The sequence below is a fragment of the Streptomyces sp. NPDC018833 genome, assembly GCF_044390825.1.
GTDB lineage: Bacteria > Actinomycetota > Actinomycetes > Streptomycetales > Streptomycetaceae > Streptomyces.
Genome location: NZ_JBIRZM010000005.1, coordinates 274,732 through 290,230, shown reverse-complemented (window position 1 = coordinate 290,230; position 15,499 = coordinate 274,732). Strand labels below are relative to the sequence as shown.

Sequence of the window (15,499 nt, the reverse complement as noted above, 5' to 3'; positions counted from 1 at the left end):
GCGTTTCACCTGCCAAAACTACGGATCGTGACTGGAACCTTTCGTGGTTCAGTCTGTCCCGGTGCCGCCCCGGGTTTCTCTCCCTGGGTCTCGCTGAGCCCCTGCTCAACGGCCCGTCGGGTTGTGCTGTCCGAGTCCGGCCACAGGTGGCTGTAAGTGTCCGGCGTGACCGCCGCCGATGAGTGCCCCAGACGCTTCCGCACGCCCTTGACGGATTCCCCGTGCTTGATGAGTAGCGAGGCGTACGTGTGTCGGAGGGTGTGGAGCGTGATTCCATCTCGTATTGCCTCCTTCGCGCTCGCTTCCTTGACGATCCTGCGCCACGTCCTCGCGCACGGCGACCGCTGGACGGGGTCGCCGGAATCGGTCGTGAATGCGAGCCGGACCTTGCGCTCTCTCCGTGTGCCGTCGCTGGTGTCAGCCAGGGCGCGGGAAGGGGCTGGGCACGCCTTCAGGTGGGCCTGGCGCATCGGTGACGGCAACCGGTACCGAGACGATCCGGCGACTGCTTGACTTCTTCACGGGGGCGATGTGGACACCCTTACAGCCGACGACGGCGAGCTACTGCCGTACCTCGATCTGCCCGGCGGGATGTGGCGCGGTTCCAGCCAGTTCCCCCTGCCGCGGCCCGCCCCCCGCCGCGAGCAGCAGGGCTGCCCGGTACCTGGGGCTGGCAGAGGTCATCGACAAAGGCCGCCCGGGTGTCGGCTCTGCTGGTAGTGCTCGGGCTGTTCGCGGTGGTGGTAGTACGGGGTGCGGACGGTGGCGCCGGCGCCCTGGTAGGCGCGGTCGGCGAGAACAAGGATCTGTCTGGTGAGGCAGGCCTGGACGATGCCGTGGGCGCGAGCCGCGGTCAGATCGTGGGTCCGGCCCGGCATCGCGCGTTCCGCTTCATGCCCACCTTGTGGCATGGCTTCGGATTCACGACGGTGCTCTGCCAGGGAGCTCCCTCTGGCCGTTCCGGTACTCCCCCATCAAGGCTGAGGGCATGGAGGGGGGTCCGCAGTATTTCAGGGAGGCTTTTGATGATTTTCCGCAGTGAATTCACGGATGACGGGTTGGATCCCGAAGGTCCGGAAGGGCCGTGGGATCCGCCGAATGCATACGAGTTCTGGGTGCCCATTGCAGTCACCAATACCGGCGAGTAGTTTGGCAGGTCAGCCCACGGAATCGAGGGCCTTTGCGATCAATCCCCTGGCCTCGGTTCCGTATACGGCGGTGCGGGACAGGTGCGGTCCGGCGATCCGCTACGACGTGACCTCAGAAGATTCCGTCCTCGATCTCCTGGAGCATCGCGTTCCACTCGGATTTCGCGTCGGCGAAGGGGAGACGGTCGAATGCCTCGATTCGCCTGCGCAGCTCGTCCGGGGCGATGTCCTCGTTCTCCTCACGCTCTTCGCAGAACTTTTTCAGCACGAGGAGGGAGCGCACGAGGGAGTCGAGGTCACGATGAATCAGAACAGGCTGTCCGTCACCGTCGTGCGAGAACCCGTAGATTCTGCCGTCGGCGGGATCGAGCGCCGCGATGGAACAAGGAAAGTAGCCGACTCTCAGCCAGGAGCGGCACACATCCGGGACGTCGAAGTCGAAGTCCTCGCTGTCAGCCCACGGGCCGACGTGGACGGCATCACCCGGCGATGTCGAAACGCCGGCCGAGAGAAAGAAGTAGTCGTTCGGCAGTCCCGTGCTGCTGAGGAAGAACTGGGCAGACTCAGGGAATTCCGAAGACTCTCCCGTCGGACGCGGGAAGAAGACGACGCCGTCCAGACCGAATGCCGCGATCACATCCTCGTGTGTCAGCCGGGCGGTCGGGATATCACTTCCTGGGGAGCTATCTTCCATGATTCTTCTTCAGTGCCTCTATGTAGTCCAGATGTGGCTTGTTCCGCTTTTTGCCGTCTGTCTCCGAGGAGTCGTACTCGGCGGCATGATGAACTTCCAGGGAGGGGTTTTTTGAAGCAAAGTACTTGTCCAGCCAACGCTCACAGTTCGTCCCCGACTGGCATGGAGCCCGCTCTGTGAAAACCGTCTTGAGACCGGCCTCCTTCCCCTTGTCCATGAGAGGGTATCCGATGGAGCGCTCGGAATGCAGGCCCTGCTGGCTGTGACCGACCAAGATCATTCTCTTCCCGGTGTCGGGATCCACGTAGAAGCCGGACGCGTAGTTGTTGCTGGTCTTGTAGTCGTCCCGTGCCTTGCGCGCGAGTTGTGTGGCATGCCCCAACCTGTCGTTGTATGCGTCGACCTTGGTTGATGTCACTTTGCCCGGGTGCTTCTGCGTAATTTTTGCGATCTCGCGCTCCTCGGCCCCCTTCGGGCGCCACGCCTTTCCGTTCGGCTGGAGCAGGTCGTGAATGCCTGAATCGTCAGTCGCGGAGAGCGGCTTCAGTTTTCCGTTGGGCAGCAGCTCCTGCACCGTGCCGTCCTTCGACAGCAGGTACATGGGAACGTCGTCGTCGCGGCGCAGTTTCTTGTAGTCGCACTTGTCGATCTTGTCCTTGACGTCTTTGTCAGTGCTGTCGTTGCTCTTCTTCGTCTTGTCGAGACCGTCGACGTTCTTCTCGATCTCCTTCGACATCTTGAGCGTCGTCGACTCGACCTTGTCCTCGGCCTTGTCGATGGCCTGGCCGAATTTGGAGAAGCGGTCGTCCTTCTTCGAGACGATGCTGCGCTTCTCCCGCCGGCCGTCGAACTTGGTCTTCTTGTTCTGGAACCGGCCGTGCTCCTTGCCGAGTTGGTCGATGGCGTCGGCGAACTCCGCGAATTCGATCCACAGGTCCTGGCCCACGGCATCCGAGCCCTCGGGCAGCAGCTTGCCGTTCTCGTCGTGTCCACCCGATTCGACGTTGTCGTCGAACAGGCCTTCCAGCTTGGAGAGGACCTCGGCCTCGATCTTCTGGACGGCGAGGTCGACAAGTTGCTGGACCAGGAGGTCGATGGCTTCTCTGACGGCGATCTTGAGTGCCGCCGCAGCGGCCGCCCCGAGGAGCGCGGTGAGTCCGCCGGTGAAGAACGCGGCGATGACACTGCCGGTGATGGTCGCCGCCGCGGCAGTCAGGTCGCCGATGATCACGTACTTGCAGGTCGTGACGTAGCCTGCCCCGCTGTCCATGGCGTCGGCGAGCAGGTCGACTGCCGTGGCCAGGTTCTTCATGTCCTGGCCGGACACCTTGCCCCAGCGAGTCTTGAAGGCGTCCACGGCGACGCCCTTGCTCTTACCTGCTGTGACGTTACTGCAGGCCTTGTTGGTGTCGCGGACGGTGTCCAGCAGCTCCTGGGAGAACTCGCGGTACTCCCGCGCCGTGTCGCGCAGCTCGTCCTCGTCGATGTCCGGCCAGTCGATGCCTACGAGTTCGAGGACGTCCCGCAGATCCTCAGGCAGCTGGACACCCATACCCGACCCCCGTCGTCAACGCGTGAACCCGGAATCACTCCATCGAGTGTATGGGTACGGGTGTGGGACCCAACTGACTTACGGGCCATGCCGACTGACGGTGACACAGGTGAGACAGAATCCTCACGCGCTCTCCTCGACACCGGGGCCGAGGAGCTCAGCGGGGTTCCATCACCACGGTCATCTCGTCGGTGCCGATCACCACGTAGCGGTCGAGGCAGCACAGCGCACGAACCGGTGGCCCAGGACGGAACTCCCGTACGGCGGTGCGAGATTCGGAGTGATCGGATCCCGGGTCCAGCACTTCGTGCCGCACGAGACCGTCCGCCCAGGCCACGGCGAGCGCCGTGCCGGACGCTGCGCCGCCGTCGCCACCAGCGGACACGGCGGTCACGGGGTGCGGCCGGGCCTGGACAGGGACCTCAAGCGGTTCGGAGCCCATGCCCCACACGTGGACGTTCCCGTCGGCTCCGCCGGAATAGACGAGGCACGGTCCCTCCGCACCGCCGTCGGCAGCCAGGGTGAGCGATGCAAGGGCGGTGACGGGGCCCTCGTGAACCTGCCTTGTGAGGACATCCGGTGTTCCCGGGTGCTCTGACGGCTGTCGGACGAGTACGTGCACCCGACCCGTCTCGTCCCCGAATGCGGCGCCCCCCTGTACCGCACAGGCAGCAGTCAGGCGCGCGTCTCCCGGCACGCGGCCGGGGAACTCCAGAAGGGCTTCCCGCAGTGGCTTCCATTCGTCCACTGCCGCGTCGAGCAGCCCGCGAAGTCCTCCGCCGACCGGATACGAGGCCTCACCCACCGTGTGGACCCGGCCCCACTCGTCGAGCACGACCACGGTTCCGTCCGGCAGCCCGAACACGGCCAAGGGGGTGCCTGTCGTGTCCGCAGCCAGCCGAGCGTGCGGAACCCCGCCCTGAGCAGGAATGCCCTTCACGTCGCCTGACAGACCGGCAATCAGCACCTGTCCGCCGCGCTGCGCCGTCCCCGGCGCCATGGCGACGACGGGCCCGGGCCAGCCGGGGCCGTCGTCGTCCCGCGTGGTCGACCACACGACCCGCCATGGGCCGAGTGTTGCATCCTCGGCGAGCCGTGCCCGTACATCCGAGGCTGCCTCAGCGTGCGCGGCGCCACTTCCTCCGAGCGCGGCAAGGAGGACAAGAGCACGCGAAGCGCGCGACTGAACGAGGCTCAGGGACTGTCCGGCGCGAATCCAGGCGCGGCCCAGTTCGCCGAGGTGCTCCCCTGCTCGTTCGGATTCCTCGAGCCGAGCCGTTACCCGGTACGGATCGGCGGCCAGGAGTGTGCCGGCGTCGAAGGACGACAGAACGGGGCGCGCTGTCGAGTCGGGTGTCCAGGCCAGAGCCCGCCCCGGCGACGGGTAGGAATCGGTCACCTCGACAAGGTCCGAACTCGCGTCAGCGGTGGCTGGCGCGATCGAGGCGGCCCACCGGTCGAAGCCGGCCCGGTCGGTCCAGCGGGGGTCGGCCAGATCCATGACAGCGGGACCGGCGACGGAGCCGACCAGCACCTCCGTGCACGGAGCATCGGTCCGCGTCTCGATCACCATCCGCACGTGGGGAAGTGTCAGGAGCGGCAGCAGTAGGTGCTCGACGATGTCCACGGGCTCGTACGCTCCGTGCAGTTCGGGCACGACGAACACGGTACGGCGAGGATCTGAGGCCAGGGACGCGATCAGTTCGTGCGGCGCCCGGGCAACGAGCCCCAGGTCGTCGGCGAACATCCAGCTCGCTGTTCGCAGGCTCCGTTCGCGCAGCGGCGCCACGGTATGCACTCTTCGGTCAGGGGCGCTGTTGTCGGTTCGTGTGCCACCGTGCTCGACGAGCCAGGCCAGCAGGTGCGACTTTCCCGCGCCCGCAGGGCCGGTTACGGCACACAGGCGCGGAGCTCGGGGATCGGTCAGCCAACTGACCAGGGCGCCCGCCGCGGGTTCGCGACCGGCCCCCGGCTTGCGCAGGCGTATACCGGCCGCACCCGTCCCGCCCCCTGCGGAGACGCCGCCGGTCACTGCCCCTCCCGCGCCTGCCTGGCCGCCTCGACGAGGAGTTCCTTGAAGCCGGTCTCCCGGGATTCCGCCGTCTCGCCGTAGTCGAAGCTGTGGGTGAATTCGGCGTGGGGGAGGGTGGTGCGCATCCAGACAGCGCAGTAGTGGCCGGGTATCAGGCACGGCTCCAGCTCGCAGTACACGCGAGTGACCTGCTCGGGGCGAATGCCGGATGCGGACAGGCGTTGCCAGATACGTTCCTCCGGGTGCGCGCGTCCCGGCCCCGTCGCGTCGGTCACGATTTCCTGCCGGCCGTCGTCCATCCGAAACTCGAAGGCCGCGTGGAAGGGGAAGTTGAGGGTGTGTCGCACATCGTCCAGGACACGCGGCCACCAGTTCTCTCGCTCCACGAAAGCCGCCGGGTCGAGCGCCCTGAGTTCCGCATGGAGTTCGGCGAAGACGGCTGCGGCCTGCTCCATGCCGTCGGCGGCCGCGATGCGGGGAAGGGCTTGGTCGAGCGCGAGGAGGGAACGGTTCAACAGAGCGACGGAGGAGCTCACATACATGTCGGGAATCACCTCCGACAGCAAGACCGCCTGAACGGCGCCGTCGGGCCGTACACACAGCTCCGCGCCCCGGTCGTCACCGAGGCGCAGCCAGTGCTCCATCTGCCGGGGTGGCGCAGGGTGCCCGTGACGTGCGGCGTACGCGCCGAGCCCCACGGGCTCGTCGCGGGACGCTACGCGGAAGTACGGTCCGACAACCACCGGCACACCAGTCGATGCGAGCTCGGCCCGTGTGTCCTCGTCGGGGAGGACGACACCGGCCAGAGCAGCGGTCGAGTAGCGGCGCAGTCCGTCGACACCGAAGTGCTCGACGACCGGGTTCGCGGGATCAATCGGCTCATTCACGGACTCGTACGCTCCAGGAATCCAGGTGTGCGGCAGTGCGTCCAGAGCCTATCGCCACTGCCGCACACCTCTCGGGCCCGATCGCGGCCAGCACCGAACACACGGGGTGACGGTGGCTAACCGGACCCTACGGTTCGCCGGAGGCGGCTCTCACCTGCGTGGGCAGCGCAGTTGGGTCGTGGCCACCGTCTCGGCCGTCACGCGCATCCCCGCGTCGTTCGGGTGCAGATGGTCGCCACCGTCGTACGCGGGCAGCATCCGGGACGGGTGGGCCGGGTCACTGATCGCCGCGTCGAAGTCGACCACCTCGTCGAACAGGCCGCCGTCCCTGATGAACGCGTTCACCTCCGGCCGTAGGGCCTCGCCGCCCGCCGTCCAGTCGCGCCAGCCCTCGTACGGCATGACCGTCGCCCCGACCACGCAGACGCCCGCCGCGTGCGCCCGCTCGACGATCCGCCAGTAGCCGGCGCTCGGCAAAGGCCCTCATGTACGTGCGGATCTCGCCGGGGGCCGTGACGTTGACCTCCGCCGTCAGCGTCTCTACGGCCACCTGAGCATCGTCGAGGTGTAGAAGGCTTCCAGCGGCCAGACAGTGCGGCGGGCGGTGAAGGGGATGATCCCGAGGGATACGTTCGGGCGCGACATGATCTCCAGCAGGTACTGGAGCTGCCCGGACATCGCGTCGCTGTCGCAGACCCGGTAGTAGAGCACCGTCTCTTCGAGCAGCAGGGCGAAACGATGGTCACCCTCCTGGACGACGCGGGAGCGGTTCAACCGGGCCTGTACGGCGTCCGTCACGTCGTCAGGCGTGCCCTGGAAGTCCGTGAGCTCTGTCAAAAACGTTGAACTGGACGATAGGGTCGTCGAAGAGCCAGAAGTCGTTCCCCGGAAGGGCTAGATCGGACGCCTGCCGCCTCGGCAGCCAGCGGACCTCCTCGCCTGCAGCGACGTTGGTGAACGTGAACGAGTGCTCGTAGCGGATGTACTCGCTCGGCGGCTCGCCGATGATCCGCGCACGGCGCATCACGACACTCTTGGCGGTGACCTCCTGGACGAGGTTGAGCCAGGGACGCCACCACGACTCGCGGTCGTCCGGGTCCAGCCTGTGTCCCCGCCTCCACGCCGCGAATCCCTCGTCCTCGTCGGAGATCGCGTAGACGTCCCGCATCTCAAGGTGGACGGCGCTGTGCTCCACGGACCGGATCAGGTCGGCAAAGCTACCGAGGCTCTGCGCCATCAATGGCCTCCCTCAGCAGCGGGATCATGCGCTGCGGTAGCCGGATCACGCGCCCTCATGGTCCGGGAGCGGGCTGTCCTCGACGGTCCGGGCGACGGTATCGGCATCGCCCTTCGTGCCCTGGATGACGAGATCGTGCGTGTCCTCGTCCACCCACAAGGCCGGGCAGCCGTGATCTCCAGACTCCGGATCTTTCCCGACGAACCGTAGTTGCATTGCCCCTCCCGATGTCGAGCCGGTTGCTTTCGGTTGCACCAGCAGAGCCTCACGATGCCGTGACCAGCGCGTCACGGTCGCCGGACGGCTCGTGCAACCGTGTGCAACTTCGTGGACCGGTCCGTTCACAGCTCTCTACCGTCGTAACCGGTGTCACGAGTCGGGGAGCATCCAATGCCAGTAGCAGACACAGACGCGTCGAAGTTCGAGTACACGACCTACGCACCGAAGGGCGAAACGTGCCCGGCCTGCATGCAGCCGATCGAGACCCTTGAGCAAGTCCGGCGCGGCGTCCTGGAACGCCAGTCTGGTGCGCCCGTGGTTGTGAGCCGGCATCTCCAGTGCAGGGCGTGAGGGGCGACGACGGTGACCCGCTCCATCCTGCGGTACGTGCAGCACCGGATTACGAAGCACCGCGGCACCGACGTCACGTTCGAGGCCGAGTGCCTGAAGTGCGACTGGACGGCGACGCCCTCGACGGACGGTGCAGCCGTGGACATCGAGTGCATGGGGCACACGGGCCGGACGAGACATCAGGGCTTCCGGCGTGTGTGCACGTCGTTCGCGATGGTCGAGCGTGTCGAGTAAGCGCTGGGCCTGTGGCGGGGTGCGGGTTCGTCGTCTGGCGTCCCCGCGTTCACGCGGGGGGAGGAGTCACGGCCCGATTCTCCGGCATGCGGCCCCACTCGGCACGGCCTACGCTGGCGGGCATGGCTGGAGCGGTGGAACTGCAAGTGGGGGAGCGCACCGTCCGGGTGTCCAATCCCGACAAGGTGTACTTCCCCGAGCGCGGCTGGACCAAGCTGGACATGGTCACCTACTACCTGGCCGTCGGCGAGGGCATCACCCGGGCCCTGCGCGGCCGCCCCACGACGCTGGAGCGCTACCCCGAGGGAGTGACCGGCGAATCGTTCTTCCAGAAGCGCGTCCCCACATATCTCCCGGACTGGATCCCCACCGCGCACATCACCTTCCCCTCCGGCCGTTCCGCCGACGAGATGTGCCCCGACGAACCCGCTGCCGTCATCTGGGCCGCCAACCTCGGCACCGTCACCTTCCACCCGTGGCCCGTCCGCCGCGACGACACCGACCACCCCGACGAGCTGCGCATCGACCTCGACCCGCAGCCCGGCACGGACTACGACGACGCCGTGCGGGCCGCCCATGAGCTGCGCGCCGTCCTCGACGAGGCCGGACTGCGGGGCTGGCCCAAGACCTCCGGCGGACGCGGCGTGCACGTCTTCGTGCCGATCGAGCCCCGCTGGACCTTCACCCAGGTCCGGCGCGCCGCCATCGCCTGCGGGCGGCAGCTGGAGCGCCGGATGCCGGATCGGGTGACGATCAAGTGGTGGAAGGAGGAACGTGGCCGGCGCATCTTCGTCGACTACAACCAGACGGCCCGCGATCGCACCATCGCCTCCGCCTACTCCGTACGGCCCCGCCCCCACGCCCCCGTCTCGGCCCCGCTGCGCTGGGACGAGCTCGACATCGCACGCCCCGAGGACTTCGACATCAAGACGATGCCCGGGCGCTACGCCGAGGTCGGTGACGTCCACGCGGACATGGACGACCACCGTTTCAGCCTGGAGAGCCTCCTGGAGATCGCCCGCAAGGACGAGGCGGACCACGGGCTCGGTGACCTGCCCTATCCGCCGGAGTACCCGAAGATGCCGGGCGAGCCGAAGCGGGTGCAGCCCAGCAGGGCGAAGAAGCCTGCCGACTGACCCGCGCCGCCGCACCGGCGACCGCGGCCCTTCTCCCGGTGTCCGGAAGGAGGGCCGCGGCTCACTGCTCAGGGAGGACTACAGCTCCTTGACCCTGATGTTGCGGTAGGAGATCACATCCGTCGTGCCGTGGACCTGGAGGCCGATGTAGCCGGAGGCGTAGCGCCGGCCGTCGGTGCCCGGGTCGTCGGAGCGCGGCGGCTCGAAGACCTGCCCGCCGGTGTTGTCGAACTCGTTGATCAGCTTGCCGTTGCGGAAGACCGAGTAGTGCTGCCCCTCGACCCTGATCTCGTAGTCGTTCCAGGTGCCCTTCGGGGTGACCCCTGCGCCGCCGAGGCCCACGCGGTCGAATCCGTAGATCGAACCCGACTTGTACATGTCGCCGTCCGGCCGGTCCAGGATCTGCACCTCATGGCCGTACTTGATGGCGACCCACTCCGGACGTGACTCCTCCGGGTTGTCGTGGACGTACGGGAAGCGGACGAAGACACCGCTGTTGGCGTTGCCCGACCCCGGGGCGTCGTCCCGCCACTGCAGCTTCAGCGAGAAGTCGCCGTACTGCCGCCGCGGGAACCACAGCATCCCTATGCCCGGCACCGTGGTGCTGCTGGTCATGGCGCCGTCGCCGCTCAGCGCGAACCTGCCGCCGCCGACGTGCTCCCACTTGGCGAAGGTCTCCTGGGTGCCGTCGAAGAGGTCCCGGTAGCCGGCCGTCCGGCCGGGCTTGCCGATGTCCGACTCCTTGGCCGCCCGGTAGATCTTCCTGTGCTCGCGCTCGTCGATGACACCGTCCGCGAGCAGCCTGTCGATCACACCGTCCACGTGCTTGAGGAACAGGGCGTGTGAGGACCAGTCCTTCTCGTCCTCGATCAGCTCGTTGATCGTGCAGCGGCCGCCCGTCATCCGGTTCGGGACGCCGCTGTCCACGGTGCCGACGATCACGGTCAGCCGCTCGTCGTACTCGGGGCAGTTGGGCGGCGGTACTCCGCCGCCCTCGACCACCGAGAAAGCGACGCTTTTCGCCGCGGAGGTGTTGCCCGCCTTGTCCGTCGCCCGGTACAGCAGCGTGTGGTGGCCGATCCGGTCGACGATCACCGGCGTGGTGTACGCGAGGTAGGGGCCGCTGTCGAGCGAGTACTCGACGCGGTCCACGCCCGAACCGGAGTCCGTCGCCGACAGCGTCACCGCGGCGCGGCCGATGTACGCACCGTCGGAGTTCTTGTCGCCGCTGACGGTCGCCGAGGTCTCCGGGGGTGTCGTGTCGTCGGTGGGCGGGGCGACGACCGTGAAGTCGACGGACTTCTCGGCGGCCGTGTTGCCCGCCTTGTCGCTCGCCCGGTAGCGGACCGTGTGGGCGCCCGCCTGGTGGACCATCACCGGGGCGGTGTACGGCTGCCACGCGCCGTCGGCGCCCATGGCGTACTCGATGGTGTTGACGCCGGAGCCTGCGTCGGACGCGGTCACGGTGACCGTGGCCATGTCGATGTAGCGGCCCTGGTCGTCCTTGTCGCCGCTGACGGTCGCCGAGGTCTCCGGGGGTGTCGTGTCGCCGGTGGGCGGGGCGACGACCGTGAAGTCGACGGACTTCTCGGCGGCCGTGTTGCCCGCCTTGTCGCTCGCCCGGTAGCGGACCGTGTGGGTGCCGATCTCGTCGACGACCACCGGGGCGGTGTACGGCTGCCAGGGCCCGACCGCGCCCACGGCGTACTCGACCCTGTCCACGCCCGAGCCCGCGTCGGTCGCACCCACGGTCAGCGTGGCCTGGCCGATGTACGCGCCGTCGGCGTTCCTGTCGCCGTCGACCTTCACCGTGGTCTCGGGGGCGGTGGTGTCCGCACCGCCGCCCTCGGTCACCGTGAGGATGCCCTGCATCTGGCCGTGACCGGGGATCGTGCACGTGAAGAGGTAGCGGCCCGGCGTCAGTGTGACCTCGGCGGTGTGCCGGCCGCCCATGTCGTCGTTGGGGTTCGCCAGGATGTTCAGCGGCACGTCGTTGTTGTACTCGGGGTCCGAGACGTCGAAGGTCAGGGTGTGCGGCATACCGGTCGTGTTGCCGGTGGCCGTGCTGTTCTCGAAGACGATCGTGGCCGGCCCCGCCACCGCCGTGGTGGGGAAGGACAGATAGCGGTCGATGGGGTCGCCCGCCGTCCAGGTCAGCACCTGGGCCGCCGCGGTCACCCGGTCGTCGTCGGTCCTGCCGTACGCCACCGCGGACGTCAGCCCCAGGACCATGGCCACAACGGCCAGCAGGGCCGTACACAGGCTTGCCGTTCTGTGTCCCGTTCTCACTGTGCCGCCTTCCTCGCCAGCTGGTCCGCGGCCGGGGTCGCCCCGCCGCCCTTGTAGGTCACACGCCACAGCGCGGAGTTGGAGTCGGAGGTGAAGAAGCCGCGGCCGTAGTCGAGCACGTACAGCGAGCCGTCCGGGGCGAACTTCCAGTCCATGAGATTGCGGATGCCGCCGGCGCCGACGGGGACGATCTTCTTCAGGGACTCGGCGTGCACCGGGATGCCGCCCTGCCCCACGGTCCGCGGATCGGTGAGCACCGCGTGCCGCGGCTGGTCTCCGTCGTAGAAGTCACCGACGAACCACTTGCCGTCCCAGTAGGAGGGCCACTTGACGCGGGAGTCGCTCGCCGCGTCGAAGCGGTAGACCGGACCGTTCATCGTCGCCTGGCCGCCGCCCCTGAGCCACGGCATGAGCAGCTTCTGCTCCTCCTGCTTGTAACTCGGGACGCCGTTCGCGTCGCGTGGGTAGTCCACGCCACCGCCCTGCGGCGAGTACCAGATGGTGTTGGCCGTGACGGGCGGCAGGTTCACCAGACCGTCGTTGTTCGGTGACTCGTTCTTCGGCGCGTCGCAGTCGTACCAGTCGAGCGGCACGCTCGGGTCCGGCAGATTCCGGTCGCGGTAGGGCTGCTTGTTGCCCATGCAGTACGGCCAGCCGTGGTTGCCCGCCGTGGTGATCGCCGCGAACGTGTCGTACTTGGCCGGGCCCCACGTCGTAGACGGCGAGCCCGCGTCGGGGCCGACCCAGCCCGCGTAGAGGATGTCCGTCTGCTGGTCGACGAAGACGCGCGCCGGATTCCGTACACCCATCACATAGATCTCACCGCGCGTCCTGCCGCCGCCCTCGGCCGTCTCCCGGCCCGTGAACAGATTGCCCTCGGGGAGGGTGTAGGTGCCGTCGTCCTCGGGGTGGATCCGCAGGATCTTGCCGTTGAGGTTGTTGGTGTTGCCCGCGGTGCGGCGCGCGTCGGCGAACGAGACGCCCTGGAAGTCCGGCTCCGGGTTGTTGCCGGAGTAACCGCCGCTGAAGCCGGAGGAGTTGTTGTCACCCGTGGCGATGTAGAGGTTGCCCTTCGAGTCCCAGGCCATGCCGCCGCCCGCGTGGCAGCAGCTGTGGATCTGCACCGGCCAGTGCAGGAGCACCTGCTCGCTCGCCGGGTCGAGCGTGTTGGTGGCGAGGTCGAGCGTGAAGCGGGAGACGCGCCGCTCGGCCATGTGCGTGTCGCGGTTGATCCGCGAGTGCGGCGTGTAGTGCAGATACACCCAGCCGTTGGTCATGAAGTCCGGGTCGAGCTCGATGCCGAGCAGCCCTTCCTCGTTCTTGACCAGCTCGTCGCCGCCGCCCTTGTTGCCGAAGACGGTCAGGGCGCCGGCCTTGGTCACCTTGCCCGTGGACGGGTCGTAGACGTGGATCTCGCCGTTGCCCTTGCCGATGTCGGGGTTGTTCCAGTCCCTGACGACCGGCACGCTCGAGTCGGCACCGCCGCGACCGATGTACAGCACTCGCCCGTCGGGTGCCACGACCAGGCCGTGGGGTTCGCCGATCTGGTCGTTCTGCCCGGGCCGGTTGGGCTTGGTGACGCGCTCGGCCGTGTAGTTGGCGTCGATCGTGGCCTTGCAGTCGGCCTGCGACAGCCGCGTCGTCCACGCGAGCGCACCGCGCAGGTGGTCGCGGAAGTCGGTCTCGGCGAAGCTGTCGACCGTGCCGCCCATACCGGTGTAGAAGGACCGTCCGCCGTCGTAGTCACGGCACCAGGAGACCGGGTGGTCCCAGCCGTTGGGCTTCTCGGTGGGGGCGTACGAATTCTCCTTGAGCCGGGCCACGGTGTGCACCGCTCCGGAAGGATTCTGCGCCCAGTTGAACCACTTGTCGGGCCGCCGCCAGTTCAGCGGGAGGGACCGGGTGGCCGGATGCTGACGGTCACCGACCTCGACGACCGCCCGCTGGGTGCTGCTCGCGGGCCCTGCCGGCCGGGCGCCGATCAGTCCGGTGAACCAGTCCGAGTACGGCTCGGTGCGCGCGGCGTCGTGGACGCCGACGAACCCGCCGCCCGCCTCCAGGTACGACTCGAGCCCGGCCTCCTGCTCCGGGTCGAGCACATCGCCGCCGCCGGTCAGGAACACGACCGCGTTGAACCTGCCGAGCCGCTTGGCATCGGTGAACACGGCCGGGTCGTCGGTGGCCTCGGTCCTGAACCGGCCTTCGGGAGGACCGGTCAGTCCGATCGTCTCGATCGCGGAGATCCCCGCGTTCACGGTCGGCGGCTCCTGGGTCGCCGACGCGTGGAAGACGAGCACTCGCACGTTCGCGCCGCCCGGCGGCGAGGGGAGGGACAACGTTGTCGGCGGTGCGTCCGGATACGGTCTGGCCGAGGCGGCGTTGCCACCCAGGAGCGAAACGGTCAGGGCTCCGACGCCAAGTGCCGCCCGCAGAAGCCCGCTTCGCGATCTCGACCGGTGATGTGGTGCGCCCTGCATGTGGTCACCCACCCTCTTTGGTCACAACGACAGCCGTTGAAGCTAGACCTCTTTTGACGGTTCGCCAATAGGTATGGCCGGAGAAGAACGAACTTTGTCCTTACTGTGGATAAACACAGGCGGCCCGGCTACCGTATGGCCGTCCCCGGGGGCCCCACACCCCGTCAATCTCCGTAAGTGACTGGAGAGTTCGGCATGGACAGACGCAGCTTCAACCGGCGCCTGATCGCAGGCGGGGCTGTCGCGGCCACGGGAGTGACATCGTTGTCCCTCGCCTCGGCCTCCAACGCCGCCCTCGCCGCGGCAGCGTCACCGAAGACTGCCCCGGCAGGCGGTCTGGTACGCCACCTCAAGCTGTACGCCGAGAAACTGGCGAACGGATCGATGGGCTACGGCCTGGAGAAGGGCAAGGCGACCGTCCCCGGCCCGCTGATCGAACTGAACGAGGGCGACACGCTCCACATCGAGTTCGAGAACCTGATGGACGTGCCGGTCAGCCTGCATCCGCACGGCGTCGACTACGACATCCGCAACGACGGCACGAGGATGAGCCGGAGCCATGTCGAACCGGGCGCCACCCGCACCTACACCTGGCGCACCCACGCCCCCGGCCGTCGGCCCGACGGGACCTGGCGGCCGGGCAGCGCGGGCTACTGGCACTACCACGACCACGTCGTGGGCACCGACCACGGCACCGGCGGCATCCGCAAGGGGCTCTACGGCCCGCTGGTGGTGCGCAGGAAGGGTGACGTCCTCCCGGACAAGCAGTTCACGATCGTCTTCAACGACATGACGATCAACAACCGGCCAGCCGCCGATCCGCCCAACTTCCTTGCCACCGTGGGCGACCGCGTCGAAATCATCATGATCACGCACGGCGAGTTCTACCACACCTTCCACCTGCACGGTCACCGCTGGGCGGACAACAGGACTGGCCTGCTGACCGGTCCCGAGGATGTCAGCCAGGTCATCGACAACAAGATCACCGGCCCGGCGGACTCGTTCGGCTTCCAGGTGATCGCGGGCGAACACGCGGGCGCGGGGGCCTGGATGTACCACTGCCACGTCCAGAGCCACTCGGACATGGGGATGGCCGGGCTGCTGCTGGTCGCGAAGGAGGACGGCACGATCCCGGGCCACGAGCCGCACCATCCCGCCTCCGACGGCGGCCACGCCCACTAGGGCTGTCCTGCCGATCACGAGACGGATTGATGTGGCCATTGGCTCGCATGGCCTGGGATGG

12 protein-coding genes and 2 pseudogenes are annotated in these 15,499 nt (G+C 67.7%); 3 read left to right on the top strand and 11 right to left on the bottom strand.

Features of this window, described 5'->3' with window-relative positions:
* Positions 1 to 5 precede the first annotated feature (5 nt).
* The 9 genes and pseudogenes from ACH5AF_RS13350 to ACH5AF_RS13310 all read right to left on the bottom strand — a co-directional run.
* Positions 6 to 470 (bottom strand): tyrosine-type recombinase/integrase, encoded by a 465-nt coding sequence (locus ACH5AF_RS13350; protein WP_398901727.1) that lies wholly within the window; start codon positions 468 to 470, stop codon positions 6 to 8.
* Positions 471 to 710: 240 nt separating this feature from the next.
* Positions 711 to 884 (bottom strand): annotated as a pseudogene (locus ACH5AF_RS13345) (transposase family protein); the annotation flags it as partial.
* Positions 885 to 1,260: 376 nt separating this feature from the next.
* Positions 1,261 to 1,785 carry an SUKH-4 family immunity protein gene (locus ACH5AF_RS13340; RefSeq protein ID WP_398901726.1) on the bottom strand — a complete coding sequence of 175 codons (525 nt, stop codon included), beginning with the start codon at positions 1,783 to 1,785 and terminating at the stop codon, positions 1,261 to 1,263.
* A 46-nt stretch (positions 1,786 to 1,831) separates the two neighbouring features.
* Positions 1,832 to 3,394, bottom strand: a complete 1,563-nt coding sequence (locus ACH5AF_RS13335) for a nucleic acid/nucleotide deaminase domain-containing protein (protein WP_398901725.1) — start codon at positions 3,392 to 3,394, stop codon at positions 1,832 to 1,834.
* A gap of 157 nt (positions 3,395 to 3,551) precedes the next feature.
* Positions 3,552 to 5,141 carry a hypothetical protein gene (locus tag ACH5AF_RS13330; RefSeq protein ID WP_398901724.1) on the bottom strand — a complete coding sequence of 530 codons (1,590 nt, stop codon included), beginning with the start codon at positions 5,139 to 5,141 and terminating at the stop codon, positions 3,552 to 3,554.
* Positions 5,142 to 5,422: 281 nt separating this feature from the next.
* Positions 5,423 to 6,313, bottom strand: a complete 891-nt coding sequence (locus tag ACH5AF_RS13325; RefSeq protein ID WP_398901723.1) for a nucleic acid/nucleotide deaminase domain-containing protein — start codon at positions 6,311 to 6,313, stop codon at positions 5,423 to 5,425.
* Between the two features lie 150 nt (positions 6,314 to 6,463).
* Positions 6,464 to 6,790, bottom strand: coding sequence for a hypothetical protein (locus ACH5AF_RS13320; protein WP_398901722.1), 327 nt, complete (start codon positions 6,788 to 6,790; stop codon positions 6,464 to 6,466).
* Positions 6,791 to 6,853: 63 nt separating this feature from the next.
* Positions 6,854 to 7,111 (bottom strand): Scr1 family TA system antitoxin-like transcriptional regulator, encoded by a 258-nt coding sequence (locus tag ACH5AF_RS13315; RefSeq protein WP_398901721.1) that lies wholly within the window; start codon positions 7,109 to 7,111, stop codon positions 6,854 to 6,856.
* Positions 7,112 to 7,145: 34 nt separating this feature from the next.
* Positions 7,146 to 7,550, bottom strand: a pseudogene (locus ACH5AF_RS13310) (DUF6879 family protein); the annotation flags it as partial.
* A 582-nt stretch (positions 7,551 to 8,132) separates the two neighbouring features.
* Between ACH5AF_RS13310 and ACH5AF_RS13305 the strand changes: the two are divergent.
* Positions 8,133 to 8,354, top strand: coding sequence for a hypothetical protein (locus tag ACH5AF_RS13305; protein WP_398901720.1), 222 nt, complete (start codon positions 8,133 to 8,135; stop codon positions 8,352 to 8,354).
* A gap of 122 nt (positions 8,355 to 8,476) precedes the next feature.
* Positions 8,477 to 9,490 carry a non-homologous end-joining DNA ligase gene (gene ligD / locus ACH5AF_RS13300; protein WP_398901719.1) on the top strand — a complete coding sequence of 338 codons (1,014 nt, stop codon included), beginning with the start codon at positions 8,477 to 8,479 and terminating at the stop codon, positions 9,488 to 9,490.
* 78 nt (positions 9,491 to 9,568) lie between these two features.
* On the opposite strand, the gene ACH5AF_RS13295 is transcribed toward ligD, so the two are convergent.
* Positions 9,569 to 11,722, bottom strand: coding sequence for an OmpL47-type beta-barrel domain-containing protein (locus ACH5AF_RS13295; RefSeq protein ID WP_398901907.1), 2,154 nt, complete (start codon positions 11,720 to 11,722; stop codon positions 9,569 to 9,571).
* Between the two features lie 53 nt (positions 11,723 to 11,775).
* Positions 11,776 to 14,256 carry a ThuA domain-containing protein gene (locus ACH5AF_RS13290; RefSeq protein ID WP_398901718.1) on the bottom strand — a complete coding sequence of 827 codons (2,481 nt, stop codon included), beginning with the start codon at positions 14,254 to 14,256 and terminating at the stop codon, positions 11,776 to 11,778.
* Positions 14,257 to 14,451: 195 nt separating this feature from the next.
* On the opposite strand from ACH5AF_RS13290, the gene ACH5AF_RS13285 reads away from it, so the two are divergent.
* Positions 14,452 to 15,438, top strand: coding sequence for a multicopper oxidase domain-containing protein (locus ACH5AF_RS13285; RefSeq protein WP_398901717.1), 987 nt, complete (start codon positions 14,452 to 14,454; stop codon positions 15,436 to 15,438).
* Positions 15,439 to 15,499: the final 61 nt, after the last annotated feature.

What these genes read in the sequence shown, in the direction of transcription:
- ACH5AF_RS13330 (WP_398901724.1), bottom strand. Translation starts at nt 5,141, where the DNA reads ATGTTCGCCGACGACCTGGGGCTCGTTGCCCGGGCGCCGCACGAACTG.
- ACH5AF_RS13290 (WP_398901718.1), bottom strand. Translation starts at nt 14,256, where the DNA reads ATGCAGGGCGCACCACATCACCGGTCGAGATCGCGAAGCGGGCTTCTG.
- ACH5AF_RS13350 (WP_398901727.1), bottom strand. Translation starts at nt 470, where the DNA reads ATGCGCCAGGCCCACCTGAAGGCGTGCCCAGCCCCTTCCCGCGCCCTG.
- ACH5AF_RS13295 (WP_398901907.1), bottom strand. Translation starts at nt 11,722, where the DNA reads ATGGTCCTGGGGCTGACGTCCGCGGTGGCGTACGGCAGGACCGACGAC.
- ligD (WP_398901719.1), top strand. Translation starts at nt 8,477, where the DNA reads ATGGCTGGAGCGGTGGAACTGCAAGTGGGGGAGCGCACCGTCCGGGTG.
- ACH5AF_RS13335 (WP_398901725.1), bottom strand. Translation starts at nt 3,394, where the DNA reads ATGGGTGTCCAGCTGCCTGAGGATCTGCGGGACGTCCTCGAACTCGTA.
- ACH5AF_RS13285 (WP_398901717.1), top strand. Translation starts at nt 14,452, where the DNA reads ATGGACAGACGCAGCTTCAACCGGCGCCTGATCGCAGGCGGGGCTGTC.